This is a genomic window from Bradyrhizobium sp. Unk1 (assembly GCF_059512345.1).
In genome coordinates this window covers 40,736-64,812 of sequence record NZ_JCAMOP010000033.1, presented here as the reverse complement: position 1 = coordinate 64,812, position 24,077 = coordinate 40,736, and the positions used below count along the sequence as shown (strand labels likewise).

General features: G+C 57.4%; 18 protein-coding genes. 6 read left to right on the top strand and 12 right to left on the bottom strand.

What is annotated here, in order from left to right; all coding sequences use genetic code 11:
* Positions 1–50: 50 nt before the first annotated feature.
* Genes rfbA through rfbC form a run of 4 tightly spaced genes read right to left on the bottom strand, consistent with a single transcriptional unit; the run spans position 51 to position 3,453 of the window.
* Positions 51–920, bottom strand: a complete 870-nt coding sequence (gene rfbA, locus AC5ZFO_RS33800) for a glucose-1-phosphate thymidylyltransferase RfbA (protein WP_496123086.1) — start codon at positions 918–920, stop codon at positions 51–53.
* Between the two features lie 14 nt (positions 921–934).
* Positions 935–1,819 (bottom strand): dTDP-4-dehydrorhamnose reductase, encoded by an 885-nt coding sequence (gene rfbD / locus AC5ZFO_RS33795; protein ID WP_496123085.1) that lies wholly within the window; start codon positions 1,817–1,819, stop codon positions 935–937.
* 8 nt (positions 1,820–1,827) lie between these two features.
* Entirely contained in the window at positions 1,828–2,877 is a 1,050-nt protein-coding gene (gene rfbB, locus AC5ZFO_RS33790) for a dTDP-glucose 4,6-dehydratase (RefSeq protein WP_496123084.1), read from the bottom strand.
* Positions 2,878–2,889: 12 nt separating this feature from the next.
* On the bottom strand, positions 2,890–3,453 hold the full coding sequence (rfbC, locus tag AC5ZFO_RS33785) for a dTDP-4-dehydrorhamnose 3,5-epimerase (RefSeq protein WP_496123118.1): 564 nt from the start codon (positions 3,451–3,453) through the stop codon (positions 2,890–2,892).
* A gap of 427 nt (positions 3,454–3,880) precedes the next feature.
* Here rfbC and AC5ZFO_RS33780 point away from each other — a divergent pair, with 427 nt between their 5' ends.
* From AC5ZFO_RS33780 to AC5ZFO_RS33770, 3 genes are all read left to right on the top strand, one after another.
* Positions 3,881–4,654: an ABC transporter permease gene (locus tag AC5ZFO_RS33780; RefSeq protein ID WP_496123083.1), complete on the top strand. Its 774-nt coding sequence runs from the start codon at positions 3,881–3,883 to the stop codon at positions 4,652–4,654.
* 5 nt (positions 4,655–4,659) lie between these two features.
* Positions 4,660–5,445 (top strand): ABC transporter ATP-binding protein, encoded by a 786-nt coding sequence (locus AC5ZFO_RS33775; RefSeq protein WP_496123082.1) that lies wholly within the window; start codon positions 4,660–4,662, stop codon positions 5,443–5,445.
* Positions 5,446–5,687: 242 nt separating this feature from the next.
* A complete protein-coding gene (locus tag AC5ZFO_RS33770; RefSeq protein WP_496123081.1) occupies positions 5,688–6,710 on the top strand; it encodes an acyltransferase family protein in 1,023 nt (340 codons plus the stop codon).
* A gap of 426 nt (positions 6,711–7,136) precedes the next feature.
* Here AC5ZFO_RS33770 and AC5ZFO_RS33765 read toward each other — a convergent pair whose 3' ends face one another.
* The 3 genes from AC5ZFO_RS33765 to AC5ZFO_RS33755 form a co-directional block, all read right to left on the bottom strand.
* Positions 7,137–7,397: a glycosyltransferase family protein gene (locus AC5ZFO_RS33765; RefSeq protein WP_496123080.1), complete on the bottom strand. Its 261-nt coding sequence runs from the start codon at positions 7,395–7,397 to the stop codon at positions 7,137–7,139.
* On the bottom strand, positions 7,394–7,711 hold the full coding sequence (locus tag AC5ZFO_RS33760; protein WP_496123117.1) for a glycosyltransferase: 318 nt from the start codon (positions 7,709–7,711) through the stop codon (positions 7,394–7,396). The genes AC5ZFO_RS33765 and AC5ZFO_RS33760 overlap by 4 nt, the downstream gene beginning before the upstream one ends.
* A 280-nt stretch (positions 7,712–7,991) precedes the next feature.
* Positions 7,992–10,991, bottom strand: coding sequence for a M10 family metallopeptidase C-terminal domain-containing protein (locus AC5ZFO_RS33755; RefSeq protein ID WP_496123079.1), 3,000 nt, complete (start codon positions 10,989–10,991; stop codon positions 7,992–7,994).
* Positions 10,992–11,193: 202 nt separating this feature from the next.
* Here AC5ZFO_RS33755 and AC5ZFO_RS33750 point away from each other — a divergent pair, with 202 nt between their 5' ends.
* Entirely contained in the window at positions 11,194–11,496 is a 303-nt protein-coding gene (locus tag AC5ZFO_RS33750; RefSeq protein WP_496123078.1) for a hypothetical protein, read from the top strand.
* A gap of 416 nt (positions 11,497–11,912) precedes the next feature.
* On the opposite strand, the gene AC5ZFO_RS33745 is transcribed toward AC5ZFO_RS33750, so the two are convergent.
* From AC5ZFO_RS33745 to AC5ZFO_RS33730, 4 genes are all read right to left on the bottom strand, one after another.
* Positions 11,913–12,971: a glycosyltransferase family 2 protein gene (locus AC5ZFO_RS33745; RefSeq protein WP_496123077.1), complete on the bottom strand. Its 1,059-nt coding sequence runs from the start codon at positions 12,969–12,971 to the stop codon at positions 11,913–11,915.
* The gene (locus AC5ZFO_RS33740) at positions 12,928–13,770 is read right to left on the bottom strand and encodes an NAD-dependent epimerase/dehydratase family protein (RefSeq protein ID WP_496123076.1); all 843 of its coding nucleotides are present in this window, start codon (positions 13,768–13,770) and stop codon (positions 12,928–12,930) included. The genes AC5ZFO_RS33745 and AC5ZFO_RS33740 overlap by 44 nt, the downstream gene beginning before the upstream one ends.
* Positions 13,771–14,067: 297 nt before the next feature.
* Positions 14,068–16,164, bottom strand: a complete 2,097-nt coding sequence (locus tag AC5ZFO_RS33735; RefSeq protein WP_496123075.1) for an acyltransferase family protein — start codon at positions 16,162–16,164, stop codon at positions 14,068–14,070.
* Between the two features lie 883 nt (positions 16,165–17,047).
* Positions 17,048–18,949: a polysaccharide biosynthesis protein gene (locus tag AC5ZFO_RS33730; protein ID WP_496123074.1), complete on the bottom strand. Its 1,902-nt coding sequence runs from the start codon at positions 18,947–18,949 to the stop codon at positions 17,048–17,050.
* A gap of 917 nt (positions 18,950–19,866) precedes the next feature.
* Here AC5ZFO_RS33730 and AC5ZFO_RS33725 point away from each other — a divergent pair.
* Complete coding sequence (locus AC5ZFO_RS33725; RefSeq protein WP_496123073.1) at positions 19,867–21,060, top strand: CaiB/BaiF CoA transferase family protein; 1,194 nt, start codon at positions 19,867–19,869, stop codon at positions 21,058–21,060.
* A gap of 326 nt (positions 21,061–21,386) precedes the next feature.
* A complete protein-coding gene (locus AC5ZFO_RS33720; protein ID WP_496123072.1) occupies positions 21,387–22,430 on the top strand; it encodes an O-antigen ligase family protein in 1,044 nt (347 codons plus the stop codon).
* 176 nt (positions 22,431–22,606) lie between these two features.
* On the opposite strand, the gene AC5ZFO_RS33715 is transcribed toward AC5ZFO_RS33720, so the two are convergent.
* A complete protein-coding gene (locus AC5ZFO_RS33715; RefSeq protein ID WP_496123071.1) occupies positions 22,607–23,443 on the bottom strand; it encodes a glycosyltransferase family protein in 837 nt (278 codons plus the stop codon).
* Positions 23,444–24,077 lie beyond the last annotated feature (634 nt).

The window sequence follows — 24,077 nt, the reverse complement described above, 5'->3', positions numbered from 1 at the left end:
GGATCACCGAAGCACTAGAAGACCTGCGGCGATGATCGGAAAGACGGGGCTCACAGGGCTTCAGCGAGGTCGCTGATGTAGCGCGCATAGGCGCTCTTTCCCAGCGCCGCGCCCAGGCGTGCCAACTGATCGCGATCGATGTATCCTTGGCCGAAAGCCACCTCTTCGGGACAGGCGATCCGAAATCCCTGTCGCCGCTCGAGCGTGGCGACAAAGTTGGCGGCTTCCAACAGGCTGTCCGGCGTACCGGTGTCCAGCCAGGCGAAGCCGCGTCCCATCAGCTCAACCGCGAGCTCTCCGCGCTCAAGATAGGCCCGGTTCACATCGGTGATTTCGAGTTCGCCGCGTGCTGACGGCTTGATGTTGGCCGCAATATCGACAACTCGGTTATCATAGAAATAGAGTCCGGTAACGGCGAAGTTCGACTTCGGCTGTAGTGGCTTTTCCTCGATCGAGGTCGCATTGCCCTTCCTGTCGAACGCGACCACGCCGTAGCGTTCCGGATCGGCGACGTGATAGGCAAACACCGTTGCGCCGGTGGTCCGCGACGTGGCGCTGGCGAGCAAATTCGGCAGGCCATGGCCAAAGAAGATGTTGTCGCCGAGAATGAGCGCCGAGGCGTCGCCGCCAATGAAATCGGCGCTGATCACGAACGCCTGCGCCAGACCTTCAGGTTTGGGCTGCACCGCGTAAGACAGCGACAGCCCCCACTGATTGCCGTCTCCCAACAACGCCTCGAACAACGGCAAGTCCTGCGGCGTCGAAATGATCAGGATGTCGCGGATACCGGCTAGCATCAGCGTGGTCAGCGGGTAGTAGATCATCGGCTTGTCGTAGACGGGCAGCAACTGCTTGGACGTCACGAGCGTCATAGGATAGAGGCGCGTACCGCTTCCGCCAGCGAGGATAATGCCCTTCAAAGCAGATCTCCCGTTCAAATCCCAAGAAGACGATCAAGGCAATCCGTAAGGGACTGCTCTAGCGGAGGCAGCCCAACATCGAACACCACCGCCAGTTTCGCGCTCGAAAGCTGCGAGTTTGCTGGCCGGACCGCAGCTGTCGGATAATCGGAGGTCGAGATCGGGTCAAGCGATACGGACCGGCCTCCCCGGTGGGCGGCGGCATCGATGATCTGTTTTGCGAAGGTGTACCAAGTCATCGCGTCGGGTCCAGCAAGATGCGTGACGCCCGCATGATGCGGCTGCCAGCCGCCCGCCACCCGCTTGGCGATGACGCGGATCGCGTCGGCGATATCCGGCGCATATGTGGGACAACCTAACTGATCGTTCACTACCCGCAGCCGGTCGCGTTCCGATGCAAGGCGAAGAATCGTGCGCAAGAAATTACTTCCAAACGGCGCGTAGACCCATGACGTACGCAAGATAACGTGCCTTGGGTTCGCCGCGGCGACAGCCAGCTCGCCCGCCAACTTGGAGCGGCCATAGACGCTTTGCGGGTTGACCGGATCGCTCTCGACATAGGCGCCGGTCTTCATCCCGTCAAAGACGTAGTCGGTCGACAGATGGATGACCGGAATGCCTTGATCCGCGGCCGCCGCCGCTACAAGGCCTGCGCCATCGCGATTGAGCGCAAATGCGAGATCGGGTTCCGACTCAGCCTTATCCACCGCCGTGTAGGCCGCGGGATTGACCACCACGTCGGGACGGAATGCGGCAATGGCTCGCTCGATCGAGACTGCGTTCAGCAGATCGACGTCCGGTCGTCGGCCAAAGCCGAACTCAATCTCCTTGTCGGCGGCCGCAGCCTCCCGGAGCGACCGCGCGACCTGGCCCTCGCCGCCAATCACATAGATCCGCATCTGTGGATTCACGCCCCCACCAGACCGAGACGTTCGCCGCCATAGATCTTGTTCCGCAACGGTTGCCACCAATCTTCGCGCGCGAGATACCACTGCACTGTTTTTTCGATGCCGGTTTCGAACGTTTCCCGCGCTCGCCATCCCAGATCGGTTTCGAGCTTGCTGGCATCAATCGCGTAACGCTGATCGTGCCCCGGGCGATCGGCAACGAACGAAATCAGCTCGTGATGCGAGGCGTCGTTCGGGCGCAGGCGATCCATCCACGAACAGATCTGCCGAACCACTTCGATGTTGGTCCGCTCATTGCGTCCGCCGATATTGTAGGTTTCGCCGGGTCTTCCTGTTGCGAGAATGATGCCAAGCGCCCGGGCGTGGTCGTCGACAAACAGCCAATCCCGGACGTTGGAGCCGTCGCCATAGACCGGAAGCGACTTGCGATCCAGTGCGTTGAGGATAACCAGCGGAATCAGCTTTTCGGGAAAATGATAGGGCCCGTAATTGTTGGAACAATTGGAGACGATGACAGGCACGTCATAGGTTCGGTGCCAGGCCTTCGCCAGATGGTCGGAAGCAGCTTTGGTGGCCGAATAGGGAGAACTGGGATCGTAGGCCGTGGTTTCTGTGAACAGCCCGTCCTCTCCGAGCGACCCGTAAACCTCGTCCGTCGAGACGTGCACGAAACGGAAATCATCCGCATTTTTCTTGGCCGACGCGATGTAGCGGCGAGCCGTCTCGAGCAGCGTGAAGGTACCAACCACATTGGTTTTTAAGAACAGGTCGGAGCCGGAAATCGAACGATCGACGTGGCTCTCAGCGGCGAGATGGACTATCGCGTCCGGCTGGTATTTCTCGAAGATCGCAGCCATCGCGGCGCCGTCGCAGATATCGTGCTTTTCGAACGCAAAATGCGGACTGGACGCAACCAGCGCCAGCGATGCCATGTTGCCGGCATACGTCAATTTATCGACCACGACGACGTCATGGCCGAGATCGGCGATGAAATGACGACATACCGCCGATCCGATAAAACCGGCTCCTCCAGTCACGATCACCCGCATTGCGCCACCTCCTCAACCGCCGAATTGAAAGCCCGGAGGGACATCTTTCAAACGCGGCTGCTTCCGGTCCTTGTCCGATAAGACCACGTCACCTGGCGAAATCCGCCAATCGATGGCCAGGTCAGGATCATCCCATGCGATACCACGATCGCAGTCCGGCGCGTAGTAATCGGTCACCTTGTAGATGACCTCGCAATCGTCGGTCAGGGTGACGTAGCCATGAGCAAAGCCAGGCGGCACCCACAATTGACACCAGTTCGCCGCCGACAGTTCGACGGCAACGTGCCGGCCGAAGGTCGGCGAGCCTGCCCTGATGTCAACGCCGACATCGAGAATTGCTCCGCGCGAGCACCGCACCAACTTACCCTGCGCGTGGGGCGGAAGCTGGTAATGCAATCCGCGCAGCACGCCTTTCTGCGTCGATAAAACGTGATTGTCCTGCACGAACGCCGCTTCGACGCCACTCGCAAGAAGCGCGTCCGCACGAAATGTCTCCGAGAAAAATCCCCGGGGGTCGCCATGCCTCGCTGCGGTCACCAGCAGAATGCCCGGAATCTCGAGCCGTTCAATTTTCATATCCACTTTCGGATGTTGGTCTATCCTTGCGTCTGCATGCCCCAATTGGAAGAACATGATCAACAGAATTCTACTTCGCGCCAGGTTCCTCTGGCTGCATGCCTCGTTGGGCACCTACTGGTCACGTGGATGCTCGCTCCCAAACCGGCCGCAATCTATAATTATTCAAGCATCTGCGCGCTAGACGCGACTGACGTTGTATGGCCTAAGGCATTGTCTGGAACTTGCATTATGCACTGACGGAATCGTGTACCTTGATGGCGTCATGGTACTGAAAACATTGTGCTTTTTCGGATCGAGATCCGAGATTCGCCTGCAGCCACCACAAAGTTGAAATCGATCGATGTTAGCGACTGTCGAAACACGAACCGGCGAAAGACGCCCGCCGGCGACCGTTACTTGGGGCGCCGGACAAAAGTCCGCCGAAATGGCTATTGCCGACCTTCTGGACGGTTTAGCCGCCTGGCGTCTGTGGGGCCGGATGGGATGGAACGACATCCTTCAGCGCTATCGCCGCTCCCTGCTGGGACCGTTCTGGCTGACCGCCAGCATGGCAATCATGGTGGTGGCGCTGGGATTTCTCTACGCTGAACTGTTCAATACCCCGATTCGCGATTTCCTGCCCTTTCTCTGCACCGGTCTACTGGTCTGGAATCTTCTCGCGACCTTCCTCAGCGAAGGCGGCATGATCTTCACGGCGGCCGAGTCCTATATCAAGCAGGTCCGGCTGCCCTATTCGATCTATGTGTATCGGTCGAGCTGGAGCAAGATCATCATCTTCGCCCATAACTTCGTGATCTATTTTGGGGTACTGATCTATTTTGGGATCTGGCCCGGCGCCACGGCCCTACTGGCAATTCCCGGACTAATCCTCCTGGTGTTGAACGGCATGCTGGCGACGGTCTATATTGGCATCCTGTCCGTCCGATTCCGCGACATCCCGCCGCTCATCGCCTCCGTCGTGCAGCTAATATTTTTTGTTACGCCGATCATGTGGAAGCCGGAATTGCTCCAGCGCCGCGCCTACATCGCCGACATCAATCCGTTTTTCCATCTGATTGAGATCGCGCGGACGCCGTTGCTGGGAAATGTGCCCGACCTCAAGAACTACCTTGCAGTGCTGTTGATCACGGCGGTCAATCTCGGGCTTGCCGGACTGGTCTTCACACGCTTTCGATCGCGTATCGCCTACTGGATCTGAAGACGATGAATAACGACAAAATGCTGTCAGAGCTGACGCTGGAAAATGTCAGCGTGTCGTTTCCCATCTATCATGGCGGATCGCGGTCCTTGAAGAAGAGCCTGCTATTCCGTAGTTCCGGTGGCCATCTGGCAACCGACGCGAACCACCGCGTCGTCGTCGAAGCACTGCGAAACGTCTCGACGCATATCACCGCCGGCGATAGGGTCGCGCTGATCGGATCAAACGGCGCCGGCAAGACCACCTTGCTGCGCGTGATGGCCGGCATCTATGAGCCGGCTGTCGGCACGGTTCGCTCTCGCGGGATGATCTCTCCGATGCTCGACATCGGTCTTGGCATCGACCAGGACATCAGCGGCTACGAGAATATCCGCATGCGCGGCCTGATCCTCGGCATGACGCCCGATGATATCGCCAGCAAAATGCAGGATATTTCCGACTTCACGGAGCTTGGCGAATATCTGGACATCCCGGTGCGCACCTATTCCTCCGGTATGATGACACGATTGACCTTTGCGGTGGCGACCAGCTTTGCCCCCGAAATCCTGTTGATGGACGAGTGGATCATGGCCGGCGACGATAGCTTCATCACCAAGGCCAGGCATCGCATCGACAATTTCGTCGCGAAGGCGAGCATCCTGGTGCTCGCTTCCCACAGCGCCGAGACCTGCCGCCAGTTCTGCAACAAGGCGCTTTGGATGGATCAGGGCAGCATCAAAGCGACAGGTTCCGTCGAGGAGATCCTCGAAATGTACGCGGAGACGCAAAGAGGCCGCGTCGAACCGGCGTGAGCGTACGTTACAGGCGGCCGTACAATGCCCCCACGAAAAGCCCGAGATCTGATCACTAGCAATGGAGGTGTGACTATACATGGATGGCGGACATCTTTCGGTTGCTGGCTCACAAGATATGGGATAACGGGTGAAACGGCCTTTCTAAAACTTTTGAGCAAAAGCGCGATATTAGCGATGCCACGCTGGTGCCCGGGTGAAAGTCTTTACGCAGTCAAGTTGCGCTACTAGGCTGCGGCACCATGCAAAAATTCCAATCCATCCAAGTGCTGCGCGCTTTAGCCGCCACCTTGGTGGTCGTATTCCATTTCGTGGGGCTCAACGCGAGGATCGACCCGTCGTACCGAGCAATCGAGTCCGCCATTGCAAATCTGGGCATCGGGGGCGTGCATTGCTTCTTCGTTATCAGCGGGTTCGTGATTACGACTGTCGCGCAGCGTGAGAATTGGCAGCAATTTCTGTTTTCGAGAGTTGTTAGGATCTACCCGATTTATTGGGTTTATTTGGCGCTGATGGCGGCGTTTTATTTGGCCAAAGGCTGGCCCGATCCCGCTCCCGCCTTTCTCAATTCGGTTTTTCTACTGCCTGTGACGACCCCACTTTTACCGGTGGGATGGTCGCTGGTCCATGAGGTCTATTTCTACGCAGTGGTGGCGCTCGCGCTCGCGCTGGGGCTCTCTATGGTGCGGCTTCTCGCAGGCTGGGCCATGCTGATCGTCGTCTCTCAGCTATTTGCGACGTCCACGAATCCTGTGTTGCAGATCGTGACGCACGTCTACACGATTGAATTCATTGCTGGCGGATTCATCGCGTTAGCGAATGTACGACGTCATGGATTGGCAATACTCGTGACCGGCGCAGCCCTTGCCGTCGTTGGACAAACCTTGTGCGGATTACTTGATCCCGATCAGCAATGGTTGCGGATGTTGCTCATCGGCTCACCCTACATGTTGGTGGTATATGGAGCGATTTCGCTTGAAAGCACTGGCTGGGGGGCGCCCCCTCGGTGGGCGATCAAACTGGGTGATGCTTCGTACTCCACTTACCTCAGCCACTTTCTGTTACTTGCACTTTTGACCCGCCTTTTCTCAACCCAACATCACGGCTTAGTCGCCCAGATTTTATTCGCAGGTTTGTGCATAATTGCAGCGAACATCTGGGGCGTGCTGAGCTTCAATTATCTGGAGTTACCACTCCTTCGGAGCGTCCGAAACCCGAAGGCAAGAGGAATTGTCACAACACATTCGGCGACAAATATAGGCTGAGCGTGATCAGTCCTGCTTGAGCGGCCCAGAGGCGGGCCAGCGCGCCATGACGAACGCAAGCCCCCCGAAAGCGGAATGCTGTCGACAGGTTCCTTCGCAGGCGAATTCGCGCCTTCGAGGATCTGAACAGCGAGGTCGAAGTGGCGTGAATTGCCGCTACAGCCGGCCAAGTAACGCCCCGACGAACAGCCCGAGATTGTCGATGAAGCGATGAAGCTCTGCCGGTAGACACCGGACTTCCAGACCAGCCACAGCCGGATCGGCCATGCGGCCTGACGGATCCTGGCGTAACGGTGGAGAGCGAGTGCGTTGTGCGGCGTTAGCAGCTTTCGCATCCTGCCCAGCACGTTGAGGTTGACGTCGTTCCACATCACCATCCGGCCGGACGCAAATGCCGATAGTCGAACAAGCCGCGCCCGCAGACCTTTATTCGCGCCAACTGTATCGGAGGCTGGGCCTAGGATCGTAATGCGCGGTGCCGCCGATCCCCGTCACGACCTGATAGGTCCACCAATCGTGCGATACCAGAGCAACGTCGCCCGGCGTCGCCTGAAGCTCCAGCCGCGCCGCGCGATTGAACACCATCGTGTTGCCGCCGCCGATGTTCTGCACCAGGGCATTTTGAAAGGTCGGCGCGCGCACGAACAGCGGCGAGAAGCCAATCGGCGCGCCGCCCTCTTCGATCAACTCGGTTCGCGTAAAATACACAGCTGGCTGATCTGACGGACGCGCTTCGAACCACGCACGGCTTTCGCCAGCTTCTCCGGAAACCATACGTCGTCCTGGTCGCTGTAGGCGAACAGGTCACCGTCGATATCGTCAGATCGGACTAACGACACAAAGTTTTGCCAGAAACCCATCTGCGGCCCTCGCCGCACCACCACCCGCTGTGGAATCTGCTTGGCAAACTCCTCGATGATCTCAATCGTATCATCCGTGCAGCCGTCGTCGGACACCAGCAATTCCCAGTTGCGATAGGTTTGCGCCTTATAGGAGTCGATTTGCTCCTGAATAAATGCTGCGCGTTTCTGGTCGCGAGCAGAATGACGACTTTAGGGCTTGCTAATGGCAACTGGGATGATTCCTGATTGAGCCTCTCGCAGCCGTCACTGCCGTGACGCTGGAAATAGACACGGCGTCTCTTAGACCATCAATCCTGATCTTCGAATCCCGGACCGGCGTCATGTCGCGACCTCATGCGCCGTTCCAACTGGGTTCTCGCCTTCGCCGTCTTGTGGATGGCGGCGCCATAACGAGTGCGAAGACCTTTTCAAGCATGAATCAAAGAACGTGAAAGTCGCTTAAGTATTGCTGCAGTGTAGCCGTCGTGATGTTTTGAAGTATCACGATATCATTGCAATCGGTAGTTATGATTGAGTTTCCGTGCCCATCATCTACCATGTGAGAAGCAATGGAGGCGACGTCGGCGAAAATCGTGTGGCGGAATTGAATAGTATCCGCTCCGGGTTGGAAATTGACGATGGTGTCTTGGCCGAAATTCGGGTCGAACGCAAATGTATCGCGGCCAGTAGTGCCGATCATCAAGTTGCTGTTCTCGTCGCCGAGGTAAACATTGTTGGACGTAGCCTCGTTCGCGTTCGAACTCGCGATGACCGTGGTGGTCAGGCCGATATGCCCGTCGCCGTTCAGATCCTGGTAAAAACTGGCCTCCGCCGATTGCAATGCATAGTCATTTCCCGACAAAGCCGCCGTCGACGAGATGTAGTTGCCGCTGCGGTCGGTGGTCCAGACCGAATACATGTCGGCCCCCGCGACCTTCCAGGCGACCTCATACCCGCCCGCCGTCTGCTCCGCACTGACCGGCAACCAAGCGCCGAACTGACCCGCCACAAAATCGGCCCCAGAAGTTTTTAGCGACGGGCCCAACCCGGCGCTGTCGTAAAGGAAGAAGTGGTTGCCGCCCTCGGTCAGATGGGTTGATCCATTCGCTTCGATGACCGTAGTGGTCAGACCGATATGTCCATCGCCGTTCAGGTCCTGGGAAAAACTGGACTCCGCCGTTTGCAATGCGTAGTCATTTCCCGGCAAACCCGCCGTCGATGACATGAAGTTGCCGCTGCGGTCGGTGGTCCACATCGAATACATGTCGGACCCCGTGACCTTCCAGGCGACCTCATACCCGCCCGCCGTCTGCTCCGCGCTGATCGGCAACCAGTTGCCGAACTGACCCGCCACAAAATCGGCCCCAGAAGTTTTTAGCGACGGGCCCACCCCGGCGCTGTCGTAAAGGAAGAAGTGGTTGCCGCCCTCGGTCAGATGGGTTGATCCATTCGCTTCGATGACCGTGGTGGTCAGACCGATATGTCCATCGCCGTTCAGATCCTGGGAAAAACTGGACTCCGCCGTTTGCAATGCATAGTCGGCTCCCGGCAAACCCGCCGTTGATGACATGAAGTTGCCGCTACGGTCGGTGGTCCAGACCGAATACATGTCGGACCCCGTGACCTTCCACGCGACCTCATATCCGCCCGCCGTCTGCTCCGCGCTGATCGGCAACCAGTTGCCGAACTGCCCCGCCACAACATCGGCTCCAGAGGTTTTTAGCGACGGGCCCAACCCGGCGCTGTCGTAAAGGAAGAAGTGGTTGCCGCCCTCGGTCAGATGGGTTGATCCATTCGTCTCGATGACCGTGGTGGTCAGGCCGATATGCCCGTCGCCGTTCAGATCCTGGTAAAAACTGGCCTCCGCCGATTGCAATGCATAGTCATTTCCTGACAAAGCCGCCGTCGACGAGATGTAGTTGCCGCTGCTGTCGGTGGTCCAGACCGAATACATGTCGGCCCCCGTGACCTTCCAGGCGACCTCATACCCGCTCGCCGTCTGCTCCGCACCGACCGGCAACCAGGCGCCGAACTGACCCGCCACAACATTGGCCCCAGAGACCTTGAGCGAGGGTCCCGATGACGTACCGTTCCCATAGAGGTAATAGTTGCTGCCGAACTGCATCAGAGTGGTCGCGCCGATCGCCTCAATCACAACGGGCGTGAGCAAGCCTAGGAGTGCCGAGTTGGTGATCGTGCCGTCCGCAAAGTGGAAATTCTCAACGCCGATGACGGTGTCGGTGCCATCAGGCGAACCGGAGCGCTGGTCGATGAGCGTGAAAGTCTGAGAGCTTGCGTTGTACGAGACAGCGTAATTGACCTCGTTGCCCGAATAGACCGCGGTATCCGTACCCGATCCGCCGATAATCGTGTCGTTGCCGCCGCCACCAGTGATCGTGTCGTTACCACCGCCGCCGTTCAGCACGTTCGCAATCGTGTTGCCGATCAGCGCATCATTGCCGATACCGCCGATGGCATTTTCGATGTAGGAGCGCGAATCGCTGTTGTACAGATATGCGCTGTAGACGTTGCCGGACGCGTAATGGCCGTTTCCGAGATAGGCCAATTGCGTAGTCGAGAACACCGATGACGCACCGGGATTGAGATTGATCGTGAGGTTGGTCGTGTAGTTCGACAGGTCGTAGGTATCGACACCGCCGCCGTCCCAGATTGTCTCGTAAACGCGGTTGGCCGAACCGCCCGCACCGCCGCCCGGCGCGAGCTGGGCCGCGCCGTTGATGAATTCCTGACCGGTCGTCGGACTCCAGGAGTAGACCGTGTTTTCGCTATGGGTCGAGAAGTTCGCGCCGTACAGCGTCTGCAGCGCGAGGATATCGTTCGCCATATAAGTTTGCGGATATCCGTAGGCCTCGTTGGTGTAGCCGGTCAGGGGCCCGCCGACATAGCTGCGATAGCTCATGACGGTGTATTCGCTGTCGTCATGCGCGCTTGGCACCGCGACGTTGGCGACGCCGCCCGTCTCCTGGCTGTGCTTGAGGCCGAGGGCATGGCCGAGCTCGTGCAGCGCGGTCGTGAAATAGTAATTGCCGAGCGCGGCCAGCGAATAGTTGTACGCAGTCCCGAACCACACATCGCCGCCGGAAGCGTAGTTGCCGGGGTAATAGGCGTAGGAGGTTGGATTGGCCGCCGGCGATTGCGCGACCATGATGTCGGCGCCGTTGGTCCCTGCGTACTGGATGCTGGCGTTGGTGTAGTCGAGGATCAGTCCGATCGCGTAATTGATCGCTGCCTGCATCTGGCTCGGCGCCGAGGCAAAACCCGACTTGGTCGGCTCACTGCTTCCGCCGGAGTAGGGATTGGCGTAGTCGCTCGGCGAGTCGGGAAAACTGTAGGTAATCGCGCCGGACCATTTGGAGCCCGACAGCATGCCGTCGATGTCTGCGTTGTTGGTCCTACTGACGGTGACAGCGGTGGCCAAGGGAACCTCCGAAGCAGCAAGCCCCGTTTGATTCGGGGCGCGGGCGGCCTATTCTAGCTTGAAGGTTATACGTTTGGTTTAAATTGGCGACCACATCCGGACCTCTTTCATAAGGCAGGTTAGCCATCAAATCCCCTAACCTACGGGAAGGCAAGGCAAGAACGCCAGTTCCGGCCGCCCGCGTGATTTGCAAGGGGAAATCATGAAACGACGTCCACTCTCGGCAGGTCTGTTCGGCGCCCTGGTGGCGCTGGCCGGGCCGGATCATCCACCCTTCGGAGAACTGCCTGTCATGGTCGAGAAAGCCAACGCGGACGACAACGGCAAGGCGGGGCGCTCGCGCTCGGTTCCGCCCGCCCGCGACCCTTCGGCGGCGGTCGCCGAGGAATACGAATTCGCCCGTCGGCAGGGCACGCGGGAGGCGTTCGAGCTCTTCATCGCGCGCCACGGCGATGATCCTATGGCCCAGCAGGCGCGTGCCGAGCTGAAGCGCCTGTCGCGCTGATCCTGCGCGCATCGCAGCAAGCCCGTCAGGCCAACCGTCAGGCATTGCATTTTGACACGGCATCCGGGTCAGCTCAGACTTGCCGCATGATGTTCCGGCTCTATGGTAGGCCCGCAATCTGTCCCGGAGCCTTTCAAGCCGCCCCTTCCGCATGACTCCGAATCCCTGTTGAGCGGAAAGAGTGGATCATGGCGGGCGACGACAGCTTCATCGCCAAGGCGAGGCATCGCATAGATATTTCGTCGCGAAAGCGAGCATCCTAGTGCGCACTTCCCACAGGGCCGAGACCTGCCGCCAGTTCTGCAACAAGGCTCTCTGGATGGCGGGGAATTATCAAAGCCGGAGATTCCCTTGAGGAGATCGTCGAAATGTACGCGGAGACGCAAAAAGACCGCGTAAAAGTAGCATAACTACCGCTACAACCGACCAAGTAACGCCCCGACGAAAAGGCCAAGATTGTCGACCAAGCTTTGCCGGTAGACACCGGACTTCCAGACCAGCCACAGCCGCATCGGCCATGCGGCCTGACGGATCCTGGCGTAGCGGTCGAGGACGAGTGCATTGTGCGGCGTCAGCAGGTTTCGCATGCTGCCCAGCACATTGAGATTGACGTCGTTCCACATCACCATGCGACCGGACGCGAATGCTGATAACCGAACGAGTCGGGCTCGAAAACCTTTGTTCGCGCCAACTAGATTTAGCCCATGCTGCCTGTATCGGAGGCTGGGCCAGGGATCGTAGTGTGCGGTGCCACCTATTCCCGTCACGATTTGATAGGTCCACCAATCGTGCGACACCAGTGCAACGTCTGCCGGCGTGGCCCGAAGCGCCAGCCGCGCCGCGCGATCGAACACCATCGTGTTGCCGCCGCCGATGTTCTGCACCAGGGCATTCTGAAAAGTTGGCTCGCGTAAGAAAAGAGGTGAGAAGCCAATCGGGGTACCGTCCTCTTCGATCAACTCGGTTCGCGTAAAATACAGAGCCGGACGATCGCTCGGACGCGCTTCGAACCAGCTCACCGCCTTAGCAAGTTTCTCCGGAAACCAGACGTCGTCTTGGTCGCTGTAGGCGAACAGGTCGCCGTCGATATCGTCAGATCGGACCAGCGACGCGAAATTCTGCCAGAAACCCATCTGCGGCCCTCGCCGCACCACCACCCGCTGGGGAACCTGCTTGGCAAACTCCTCGATGATCTGAATCGTATCATCCGTGGAGCCATCGTCGGACACCAGCAAATCCCAGTTGCGATAGGTTTGCGCCTTATAGGAGTCGATTTGCTCCTGAATAAATGCGGCGCCGTTTCTGGTCGCGAGCAGAATGACGACTTTAGGGCTTGCTAATGGCAACTGGGATGATTCCTGATTGAGCCTCTCGCAGCGGTCACTGCGGCGACACTCGAAATAGACTCGATCGTCTCTTAGACTATCCATTTTATTTTTCAATTCGCGGATGAAACCCCCGCGGATTCCAGCCAAGATCGCGGACCGCCGGCGCAGGATCGAACACCATGTCCTTCGCCATCCGGGCGCCCATCGCGGCATTCGCATTGGGAAGCAAAGGCTTTGCTAGGGCAAATGCCAGCCGCCAGACAAATGGCGGCGCGGATATGATCCGGCGCGGCTTGCCAAGCGCGTCGAAAATCCGACCGACCATCTCACGATAGCTAATCGTCTCCCCGCCCGGCAGCGCATAGGTTTTGCCGATTGCCGTGTCGCTTGTTGCCGCGGCAATGGCGCCGATCGCAAGGTCCTCCGCATGCACGGGCTGCCGCAACCCGGCGCCGCTGCCCATCAAAGGTAGCACTCCGAACCGTCGAATGAACCGCGCTAGCCGCGAGACGTTGCCGTCGCGACCCTCTGCATAGACGAGGGTCGGACGCAGGATGGTCCAACCGACATTGTAGCGCTTGCATGTAGCAATCAGCCGCCTCTCCCCCTCCGCAAGCCGCTGCATCAGCTCGCGCTCCGACGCGACTTCGGAATCTATCTTGGTGACGATGCTGGTTGAGGTGAAGGCGACGACGCGCTTCAGGGTCGTCGTATAGATGTGCGGCAGCGCATCCGCGAGCAGACCAACCTCCGCAGTGCAATACAAGGTCTCGAACGAAGGCAGCTTCAATGTTTCGGGCGTGGCGAGATCCCCCTGGAGCCACACTACTCCGCAACTGCGGTGTTGCGCCCGGGATAACGCCAGCGGGGTTTCACCGGACCTGGCCAGATGCTCGACGATGTAGCCTCCGACGATCCCGGTGGCGCCCACAACGAAACTCTGCATCCCAATCAACTCACTGCGGCGGCGCGGCGGCGAACAACGCGATCAGGATGTCTTTATCGGTCTATCTGCCTTGCGCCCAATCGCCTTCCGCTGGTTACGGCCAAGCTTGCCCGAATTCAAGCCTCAGCATGGCTTGGGTGAACCGCGAAAGGCACCTCATATTCGACAAGTATCAACCTGTGATTGCCCTTAGGATGTGATACGCTAACGCCGGGTCTTAAGCTAGTCGGAAACACAATGGAGCCCCGGCGCATAACAGCGCCGGCCTTTTATGTTTCCGGTCAATTGGACGACTAATTAATGTCTGGCATCAACACTGAGGGGAATCTCTTCACCGGCTTTACCTTTTTGGTACTCGACATGCGGCAGAACAGGTTCTTGAACGCCCCCTAGAAGAAAACGCGAGAGGTCCTGAAAGGCGTAATGCTGTAGCCACAAAGCCCCGTAAGGAGTCAGATGATGTTGATCTTTGTAAAAGGTTTGCGCGCCATCGCTTAGCGGGCAAAAATTGCCATTGCAAAGGTACGGCCATGCATCAAAGAAAAACACTTGCGATGGATGGCTGGTCTCGATCTGCCTAAGAACTTTTCTTGTGAATGCATGAGTGTCAGGATCAACGATGACGTTCATCTTGGAACAATCAAAGCGGCCTAGGAAGGTGGGGCGATCAAAACACGCCGAGGGCGGATTGGCGACCAAGGGTCCATTGCCCATCAAGATGACTTTGCGACCATTCGTCAAAAGGAGATCGACCGTCTCCTTCATTTTCGTGGACCACAGGAGCTGCGCCTCCTCTTGGGTCAGTTCGCGCGGTTCTCCATCAAGTTTATATCGCCTACCAAAACCTCTCCCCATTCCGACTTCCCAGAGGCCGGCGAGTATCACGACGCGAGGGTTGTCGTGCGCCACACGTGAGAGCCAGTCGTATTTTCCCCCGATGCAATCATCGCTTTTAGCCGAAGCATCGGCGGGACTGATGCCTACTACAAACGGACAACCGGGCACCATTGGATACTGGCTTCCACGCAGGTGCGTCTGTTTCAAGGTCTCTGCAATTGCCGGGGCATAATGAGTGGCGTGGCTGTCGCCGACAAGGACGATATCCGGGCGACTAGTGACGCAAAGTCCGAAGCCTCCTTCGCAAGCAGGCCGCGCTACTCGCTCCATGATCCATGGATCCGAAAGCGGTGGAATTTCCGGTCTGATCATTGTCGATGCGAACGCGCCTGCCACGACAAGAAGCGCAGATAAAGAACCCCACGCCAACGCAAAGCGCAGACGCGTACCAGCAAGCCCACGCCGGAATTTCTGCTCAACGAAGTGATGAAGGGGGACAGCTGCCAGAACGGATGCAATGACCAGTCCTATCTTTTCAGATTGCTGTATCTCATTGAAACGCCAATACTGGTAAAAAACTATGATGGGCCAGTGGACCAGGTAGATAGAGTAAGAAATCCGGCCTATGTACACGGCGACTGGATTGTTCCAAATTTTCTCAAGGGAAGGAACCACTCCCCCATAGATCATAAATGCTGCGCCTATACAGGGAATAACTACGAGTGCGGTTGGCGTGTGCGGTCGGAACGTGATTATGCTCGAGATCACCAGACAGAGGGCGATGGATGAAAGCGCATTGCTCAATATTTGACGTTTTGGTGTGCGCTCCAGCCAGACCAGGAGCGCCCCAACTACGAACTCGAAGACACGAAACGGTGTCAGGAAAAACACGGCATCTTGGTCAATCTTGAAGTATGCGACCGCAGCGATAAAGCTCAGAGCACCAGTCAAAGTCAGTGTTGTCGGGACAAATTTGTTCGAAAACTTCGAAAGAAAGTAGAGGGCAAGGGGCCAAAAGAGGTAAAATTGCTCTTCGACCGACAATGACCATGTGTGCAAGAGCGGTCTAAGGTAGTTGTCCGGTGCCCAATACCCCGAATCAATCCAAAAGAAGATGTTTGAAGCAGATAGAGCAGTCCACACGGCTGATTGAGCAAACTGCTTGAAGTGGTCTGCGGCGAGCAACACTGAGGAAACAAAGAACGTGACCAGGACTGTCACAAACAGAGCGGGGAATAGCCTTCTCGCCCGGTTTATGTAGAAATCTCGGAAGGAGAAGACCCCTAGTGCAATCTCCTCTTGGATTTTTCTTGTGATCAAATATCCGCTGATCACAAAAAATACATCGACGCCGACGTATCCACCGAGCGCTGTATGAAAACCGGCGTGGAAGAATACAACTCCGAGAACAGCTATAGATCTGAGAACGTCGATGTCTGGACGGTAGTGCTCTAAAGTCCGGTCAAGAGTCATTGGGCTAGCAGCAAGCAGCGGAGCGTCCAGCGAGCGCAAGCCATATTGCGAAATGCCCTGCTTGTTAATTGACAGTTCCGCCATTGTTCCTCGTCTAAGTTCTCAGTAGCTCTACGGCGTTTTTTTGCTCCGCGCGTCGTCGCACCAAGATTGGGGACGCTGATCCATTCATTTTTGCCCCTGCCCGCAGATCGCATGTTTGCGACAACAGTTTTTCCCGGTCGAACAAAGCCCGCCAGCAGCGAAGTTCGTGCACGCCAAGCCATAGCAATGTGTACTTAGAGCGGCAAAAAAATGACGCGCCGCACTCGTAACAATCACCGCCCTCGAATCCGAGTCGAAAAAATGCGGTCGACGTTTTCGTCTCGGATAGTTGCAAAGTTGCCACGGACCGGCGACGGAAAATAGTTACCGTCCGCATGTAAAGCCTGCCGGATCAGATCGCGGCAGCTTGGCAGAAACGCGCCCTGATGTTGAAGCTGAGAAACTTTGCCTCGATTGGTGTTCTGAACACCGAGATCGATCTCTTAGTCTTCAGCCAGAGATCATGGCACCGGCAGCAGCGCGAGCCACCTTGGGAAGGGCATGTCAGGCGTGAGGAACGCCGTCGACATCATAATGGCGCCTAAGCCCACAAAGGAAATCCATGATCGGACGTTGAGCGAACAGGCAATCTGGCGTAGCCAGGCCAGACCTGCCCGGCCAAGAGCTCCAAGAAACGCGGGGCAGGTAGTGGCGAGCGACGGCTCTTCTCCATTCTTCGGCGCAGGCGATCCGAAATACTCAGATGACGTGCATTTGCGCCCCGTCTTCGTACGGGACAATCTGTTTCCTCGATTTCTTGTTGAAGTGATTAGTGCCGCTCAAATCATTCGCAGACCTCATGGATGGGCTTCCTACCATTTTATCTGCCGATTTTGGGATGAACAGCGCCTCGTACGGCATGCACAGAGGCTAACCAAACTTACTAGGCGGCATCGGAGCCGCATTCCGGGATCGCTTCATGCAAGATGGCGAGAATGGTGCTCCGATCGATCTTTGCGGTAGCACGTTCCAGTGCATCCAACCAACGTTTCATCTGCAAAATCGACGGCTCATTTGGCTTTGCCGCCATAACGCCTGGAATGCCGATCTCGACGGGCGGCTCCTCGCGCGCAAAGAGTTTTTCGTTCAGTCGTTCACCAGGCCTCATTCCGCTAAACGATATCTCAATGTCACGCCCCGGTTCGAGGCCTGACAATCGTATCATGCGTTCGGCCAATTCGACTATTCTGACTGGCTGTCCCATGTTCAGCACATAGACAGAAGCATTGTCGGGACAGGACGCAACGGCATGAGACGCCGCCGTTATGACGAGATCACACGCCTCTCGAATGGTCATAAAATAGCGCACCATATCCGGATGGGTGACCGTCACCGGCCCTCCCGCCTCGATCTGCAGCTTAAACTTTGGAACGACCGATCCTTTGGATGCTAATACGTTCCCGAAGCGCACCGAAATAAGCCGCGTAGCTTGGTGTTCTCCCTTCTGAGGGTCGTGATCGAGAGCCTGACAATACATTTCAGCGAATCTCTTTGTGAGACCCAGCATCGAGACGGGCTCAATCGCTTTGTCGGTCGATATGAGCACCATAGCCTTGGCCCCGGAAGCCACAGCTGCATCGGCAACATTGATCGACCCAAACACATTGGTCTTGACGCCCTCGCTCCAATCACGCTCCAAGATTGGAACATGTTTGAGTGCCGCAGCGTGGAAAACCATCTCCGGCCCAAACCCACGCATCAGCTGGAAAATGCGGTTCCGATCGCGGACGTCGGCTATTCTTCCCTCAACCATTGCTCCGGGATGGCGGGTCGAAAGCTCCTCCATCACAGCATATAGTGCGGGCTCCGAATTATCGATTATGAGCAGTCGGCTGGCTCCGTGCCGAAGAAGGCGCTCACATATCTCGGAGCCAATTGATCCCGCTCCTCCCGTAACGACAATCGCCTTCTGTTTTACTAATTGCTCAATCCGCCCATGATCAATCGGTTGGGTCGGTCGAAGCAACAGATCTTCTACGGCAATCGGCTTCAGCCTGGGAGCTTCATCTCCATCCAACGACGGCAAACGGCTAACGACAAGGCCGAGCTTCCTTGCTTGACTGAGGATCTTTTCCGGATGCGCGTCAACCTCAAATGCTGACGGACCCATCACGAGCCGAGCAATTGGCCGCTTGCGACTTGCCAAGTCGCGAACGACGTCCTCTAGGTCGTCCACTCCACCCAACACCGGAATATTGCGCAACAGCTGCCCCCAATCAGCGTGCGACGGCGACAGCAGACCAGCCGGCCAAATCGCCTTTACAGAGCCATTCTCAATCGCGCGCAGAAGAACTTCCAAATCGGCGGCCCTGCCCACCATGAGTGTGGGGGTGGCACTCAGTTCACGAGCATGATGCAGCGTGCGCGTATAGCGGAAATAGCGGTATGCAAAACGAGAGGCGCCGAGAAAGAAGACTTGAAGGAACCAGTAAAGAATGATGGTCACCTTCCCCAGAAAATATGTTCCGTAGACGTTCGGGGCCAGGAAAATATAGTCCAGGGCAACAAGCGCGATAGTTAGAACCGATGCTGCGCGGAAAAGATTCAGGGCGTCAGGCAAGGAGAAGAAACGCCATTTCGTCGTGGTCAAATTGAACGCATAACAAACGACGACGCTCAAAGCGACAAAGAACGGCAGCACGCGAACAAGCAGCGGCAACCGTTCAATGAACAGATCGCTTTCGAACCGCAAATAGAAGCTGGCGAGCACCGCCGCAACGGTAGCAAGAGCATCATGCACCGCGATCAAAAAATTACGATACGTGAGACTCGATAAAGGCGTCATTAGATTACGGCCCCAAAGTGCGATAGAACCTCCCCAGGCTCTTTCCGCTTCTAACCCGAATGGCAGGGCTTTGCCACCGTCTCAACAGGAGCCTGGTTTGCAAGCTTTGAGATCACTGGCGATGCATGATGTGGGGATTCGCACGGCTAGACACCTGCTTAAGCGCGACCGCATCGAAGACCCGTTCGATCGTGCTGCCCACGGCTTCAGGGCGGGTGAAGATCGGCGGTGCTGATCTAACCTGTTGCCGCACCAATCGAGTGCAAGAAGGTTGCCGCTCTCCTGGTTGGTTGCCTCCCAACTACAACGCGCCAGCTTGGCGATGAACCAGCGACCCGGTACCGACTCGGCAAGCTAGTCGGCTAACTGCTCCGCATGGAGTCCGACGATGCTTTGCCGCTGAGGTCAATAGGCCAGACTTCAGCCATTTGGGTCATCCCACTAAACTCCCCATTCCTGAAGCCGATGCGATAAGAATAGACAGCAAGAGCGACCGACCAAACCGCCAAAAGCAAATAGACCATCGGATCTCCTTTTTGATTTCTACGAGGAGGCCTCAAAAGCATTAATCCACGCCTCCGTCGCGGTATTTTATTACCTTCACATTCACTGTAAGCAGGAGGATAGTCGCCACCAACAAGACGGTAAGGACCATCCCTAAGATCACCAGCAGCATCACGACCTCGGATCCTTCCGCATTGGCAAAACTTGCTAAGCGATACTCGGCATGCAAGCAGCAGGTCAATAAGGGCTGGCTCGTAGCCGAGCGGCGGCGCCGTGCGAAGCGGTTCCACTGCCGAGAACACCACGGCCTCCAGGACGAATCCTAATTGACGGCATCGGCGCCAGGACTGACTTGCCGTCGGAAGCTTCCACACTATGGTAGCCCCCGTTAACCGGTCCTGGAGCCGCTCAAGATGCCTTTCCCGCATGCCTCGGAAGCCCTGTCGCGCTTCACCGTGCTCGATCTGACCCGTGTCCGGTCCGGCCCCACCTGCGTGCGGCAGCTCGCGGACTGGGGCGCCAATGTCGTCAAGATCGACGCGCTGACCGAGGATGCCGGCGGCGAGCAGCCGGGCGGGCCGCGGCGGGGTTCCGACTTCCAGAATTTGCACCGTAACAAGCGGGCGATGACGCTGAACCTGAAGGACGAGCGCGGGCTCGCCGTGTTCAAGCGCCTCGCCGCCAAGGCCGACGTCGTGGTCGAGAATTTCCGTCCCGACGTGAAGAAGAAGCTCGGCATCGACTATGAGAGCCTGCGCGAGATCAATCCGCGCATCGTCTATGGCAGCATCTCCGGCTTCGGACAGGACGGCCCCTATCACAAGCGGCCGGGCTTCGATCAGATCGCGCAGGGCATGGGCGGACTGATGTCGATTACCGGCGCGCCGGGCGAAGGGCCGATGCGGGTCGGCATTCCTGTCGCCGACCTCACGGCCGGTCTGTTCTGCGCCATGGGCATCCTCACCGCGCTGCTCGAGCGCGAGGTGTCCGGCAAGGGCCAGTGGGTGCAGACCTCGCTGCTCCAGGCCCAGATCTTCATGCTCGACTTCCAGGCCGCGCGCTGGCTGATGGAGAAGGAGGTCGCCAAGCAGGCCGGCAACAACCACCCGACCAGCATCCCGACCGGCGTGTTCAAGACCTCGGACGGCTACATCAACATCGCCACCACGGGCGGACGGATCTGGGAGCGTTGCGCGCAGGCGATCGGCGCGCCGGAGCTCTACAGCCATCCTGATTATGCGACCGCCCCGGCCCGCTCAAAGAACCGCGACGCGCTCAACGCCGAGATCGAGGAGCGCACGGTGACGAAGTCGACCGAGACCTGGGTCCGCGAGTTCAATGAGGCCGGCGTGCCCTGCGGACCGATCTACGCCATCGACCAGATGTTCGAGGACGCGCAGGTCAAACATCTCGGCATCGCGCAGGACGTGCCGAACGACGAGGACCGCCACATCCGACTGGTCGGCCAGCCCGTGACGCTGTCGCGCACGCCGAGCAAGATGGTGGCGCGGCCGCCGGAATTCGGCGAGCAGACCGAAGAGGTCTTGGAGGAATTTGGCTTCACCTCTCGTGAGATTGCAGCTTTGAGGCAAGCCAAGATTATCTAAGTTTCCGCTCGCAGCTCACTTGCCTCATGATAGTCAGGCGGCGTCACTTTCGCGCTAGCCCAGGGTGCCCGGACCGAATGCCCCCCCTACAGAACGCACAAGCGGTTGAAGAGCCGTCAAATTGGAAGCGCGACTGGTTGCTTTCATTTCGATCCGACCCAGTCCTAACGAGCGACGTCCTTGCTGTTTTGACGGCGGCGTCACTCCCATGGTCCACGACTCTTGTCTCGATCTTCAGCGTCCTCTTGATCCTCAACATATCCCGAACGTTGCGTCTTGAGGCATTCCGCGATTCGATCACGAGATCGAAGAGCATCTTCCCCATCTTGCTGTTTTTGTTGGTTCTGATCGGAACCGTCTGGGCAACCGGAGTATCATGGCCGGCTCGCCTGCGCGGAGTGAATCCCGCGCTCAAACTCCTTGCGATCCCATTTTTGGTCCACCATTATCGAAAGTCGCCGCACGCAATCTGGACGTTGTTCGCTTTTCTCCTCTCTTGCACGGTCCTAATGGCTCTGTCCTGGGCCACCGCACTGGATCCGAATCTTATTCGCAACCCGGCATCGCTACCCGGCGTTCCCGTCAAGAACTACATCGATCAAAGCCAGTCCTTCGCCTTGTGTGCCGTCGTCCTGGCCTGGCCAATTCTTCGGTTATGCCAATCTCGCCAATACGTTTTTGCGTTTTGCCTTTTCGTGCTTGCGATTGGCTTCCTGGCCAATTTGTCGTTTGTCGTTCTCGCGCGAACAGCACTCGTTTACGTCCCCATAATGCTCTTTCTTTTTGTTGTTCTGCACCTACCGCGCTCATTTTCATACGCCGCTATCGCTTGTTCCATTCTTTTGGCAGCAACCGCTTGGGTCTCATCAAGCAATCTGCAAACTCGCACAAGCAGCATCATGCTCGAATACTCGAAGTACGGCACGAGCAATGAAAAAACGTCTGCCGGGTTACGGCTGGAGTATTGGCGCAAATCGTTCGGCTTCTTTCTAGAAGCGCCCATCTTAGGACATGGCACAGGATCAGTTCAGATGCTGTTCGATCGAGCCGCGCAGGGCCAAACTGGTTTGGCCACAGAGACGATCAGCAACCCTCATAATCAGACCCTCAGTATAGCGGTGCAGTTGGGCGCCGTCGGATGCATAATTCTCTTCGCTATGTGGATAGCTCACCTGCTGCTCTTTCGCGGGACAGGTTTCTATTCATGGCTTGGCTTCATCGCTGTAGTCCAGAACATCGTAAGCTCGTTGTTCAACTCGCATCTATTCGATTTTGTGCCAGGCTGGATCTACGTGATAAGCGTTAGTCTCGCAGCAGGAATGATATTGCAACGACAGGACGAAGCGCTTGAGAGGTATCCTCCGTCGTGAACCTCGCCGTTCTGCGCCTGCTTTCGCCGGCGTCCATCCGTGCTGAAAGAAAGATACTGCGTCCTAATCTACCTGCCGCTGCGTGGTGGCACGGCCGTCGCAGAGGGCGCGGCAGTCCGCCCTCAGTTCGCCCTCGCGGACCCCAGTGCGGCGACATCATGCGCATGTCGTACAAGTTAGATCTTTACTGCATTTGTGAATAGCGCCTCACCCCACTCATACAGGGGGCGCATGAAATCGGATTGAATGTGGATTGCCCGACCTTTGCGCTCGCGCCATTTTCGACCGTAGGGATCAAACGGAAAGTGTCGTAGGTAGTATTCACAGGTCTCTTCCCAATGGTCGACTGACAACGACTTGCCATAGTGTTGGCAATAAAGAGCAGTCTCCACGCGATCTACGCCTCCTGGCTCGCGTCCCTGTTGCTCCGCGAAGAAGACCTCTGGTCGATTTCGCCATAACATCAGGATGTCTCTCCTCTCCGGGCCGAAGAAACGGCGGAAACCCAACAGCTCCCGATCGGCTTGATAGGGGTCATGATCATCAGGGGTCATATAGGCATCGAACAGTTGAACCCGCACGCCCTCGCACTCGGTGGGGTGCGCTGTTTCTATAAACTCCCGTAAATTTCCAGAAATGCGCTCATCCGCGTCGAAGCAGAACATCCAGTCGAATGGTAATTGTTCGCGCGCTGTCTGCATCAAGAGTGCGCGATGCCGACCCTCGGCAATTCGGCGTGCCTCGATGTCAGCCTCCCACGCCTGATTTGCTACGATCAGAGCGACTTTCGAGTGTGCGCCAAGTATCTCCAGCGTCTGATCCGTACTTGCGTCATCATACGCCACGATGGCATCGACGTGCTTGCCGACGTAGTCCAGCGTGTCTTTGAGAACGAGTGCTTCATTGCGAACGCGGGTGATCCCAACCAGAAAATGCCTCTGACCCACCAAGCTTGCATTGCAAACAATGCTTCGTTCGCCGTCCCGCAACTGCCTGTTGCTCGTGCTTGGCATGGTCACCTCCTGGGATGAGGAATTGGCTCTCAAAGTGGTGGACGGGAGCACCCATGGCAAGCGAAAGCCGCACTTTGCGCCAATCTGAGGCTTGCGCGTCTCGTGAGGTATCCAAGGCTGACCCTTCAGGTCAGCTTCGCTTAGCACGATACAATTTCAAGCGGCCAGTGTGCGCTGCGGCGACACGACCAGCGCTTGATGGAGTCCTTGAGACCGCTGCGCCCGCGAAGGTGTTGTTGGGCGGCTTACTCAAGCTCGCTAGCGCCCTGCCGTCTCGCGCACTGCATTCAGATCGGAGCGCAGTCGTGCTGCCGATTCCGCAGCCGGCTCTCGTTTCGGCGGCGGCTCATTGAGGTCCCGAACCCAGGGGGCCCCCGTCCGAACGGTCGAAGCAGGCGGGTCGGAAGTCATGCACGCCGAAAGAAGGCAGCCAATCGCCAAAACCGCGCTCCTGGCTAGCGAACGATACATTCTGTCCATCTGATCGCTCGGAACTAGAGCTCTCACAGAACAAATCTGTGGCGGCAAATGCGCGAGCCGAACCGGCTCGCTAGACGCACGGAGACAAGCTGATACAGTAGCACACGCGTGCGTCACTTTTTAGACCATAGAGGTTCCTCCATGAAAGACAAAC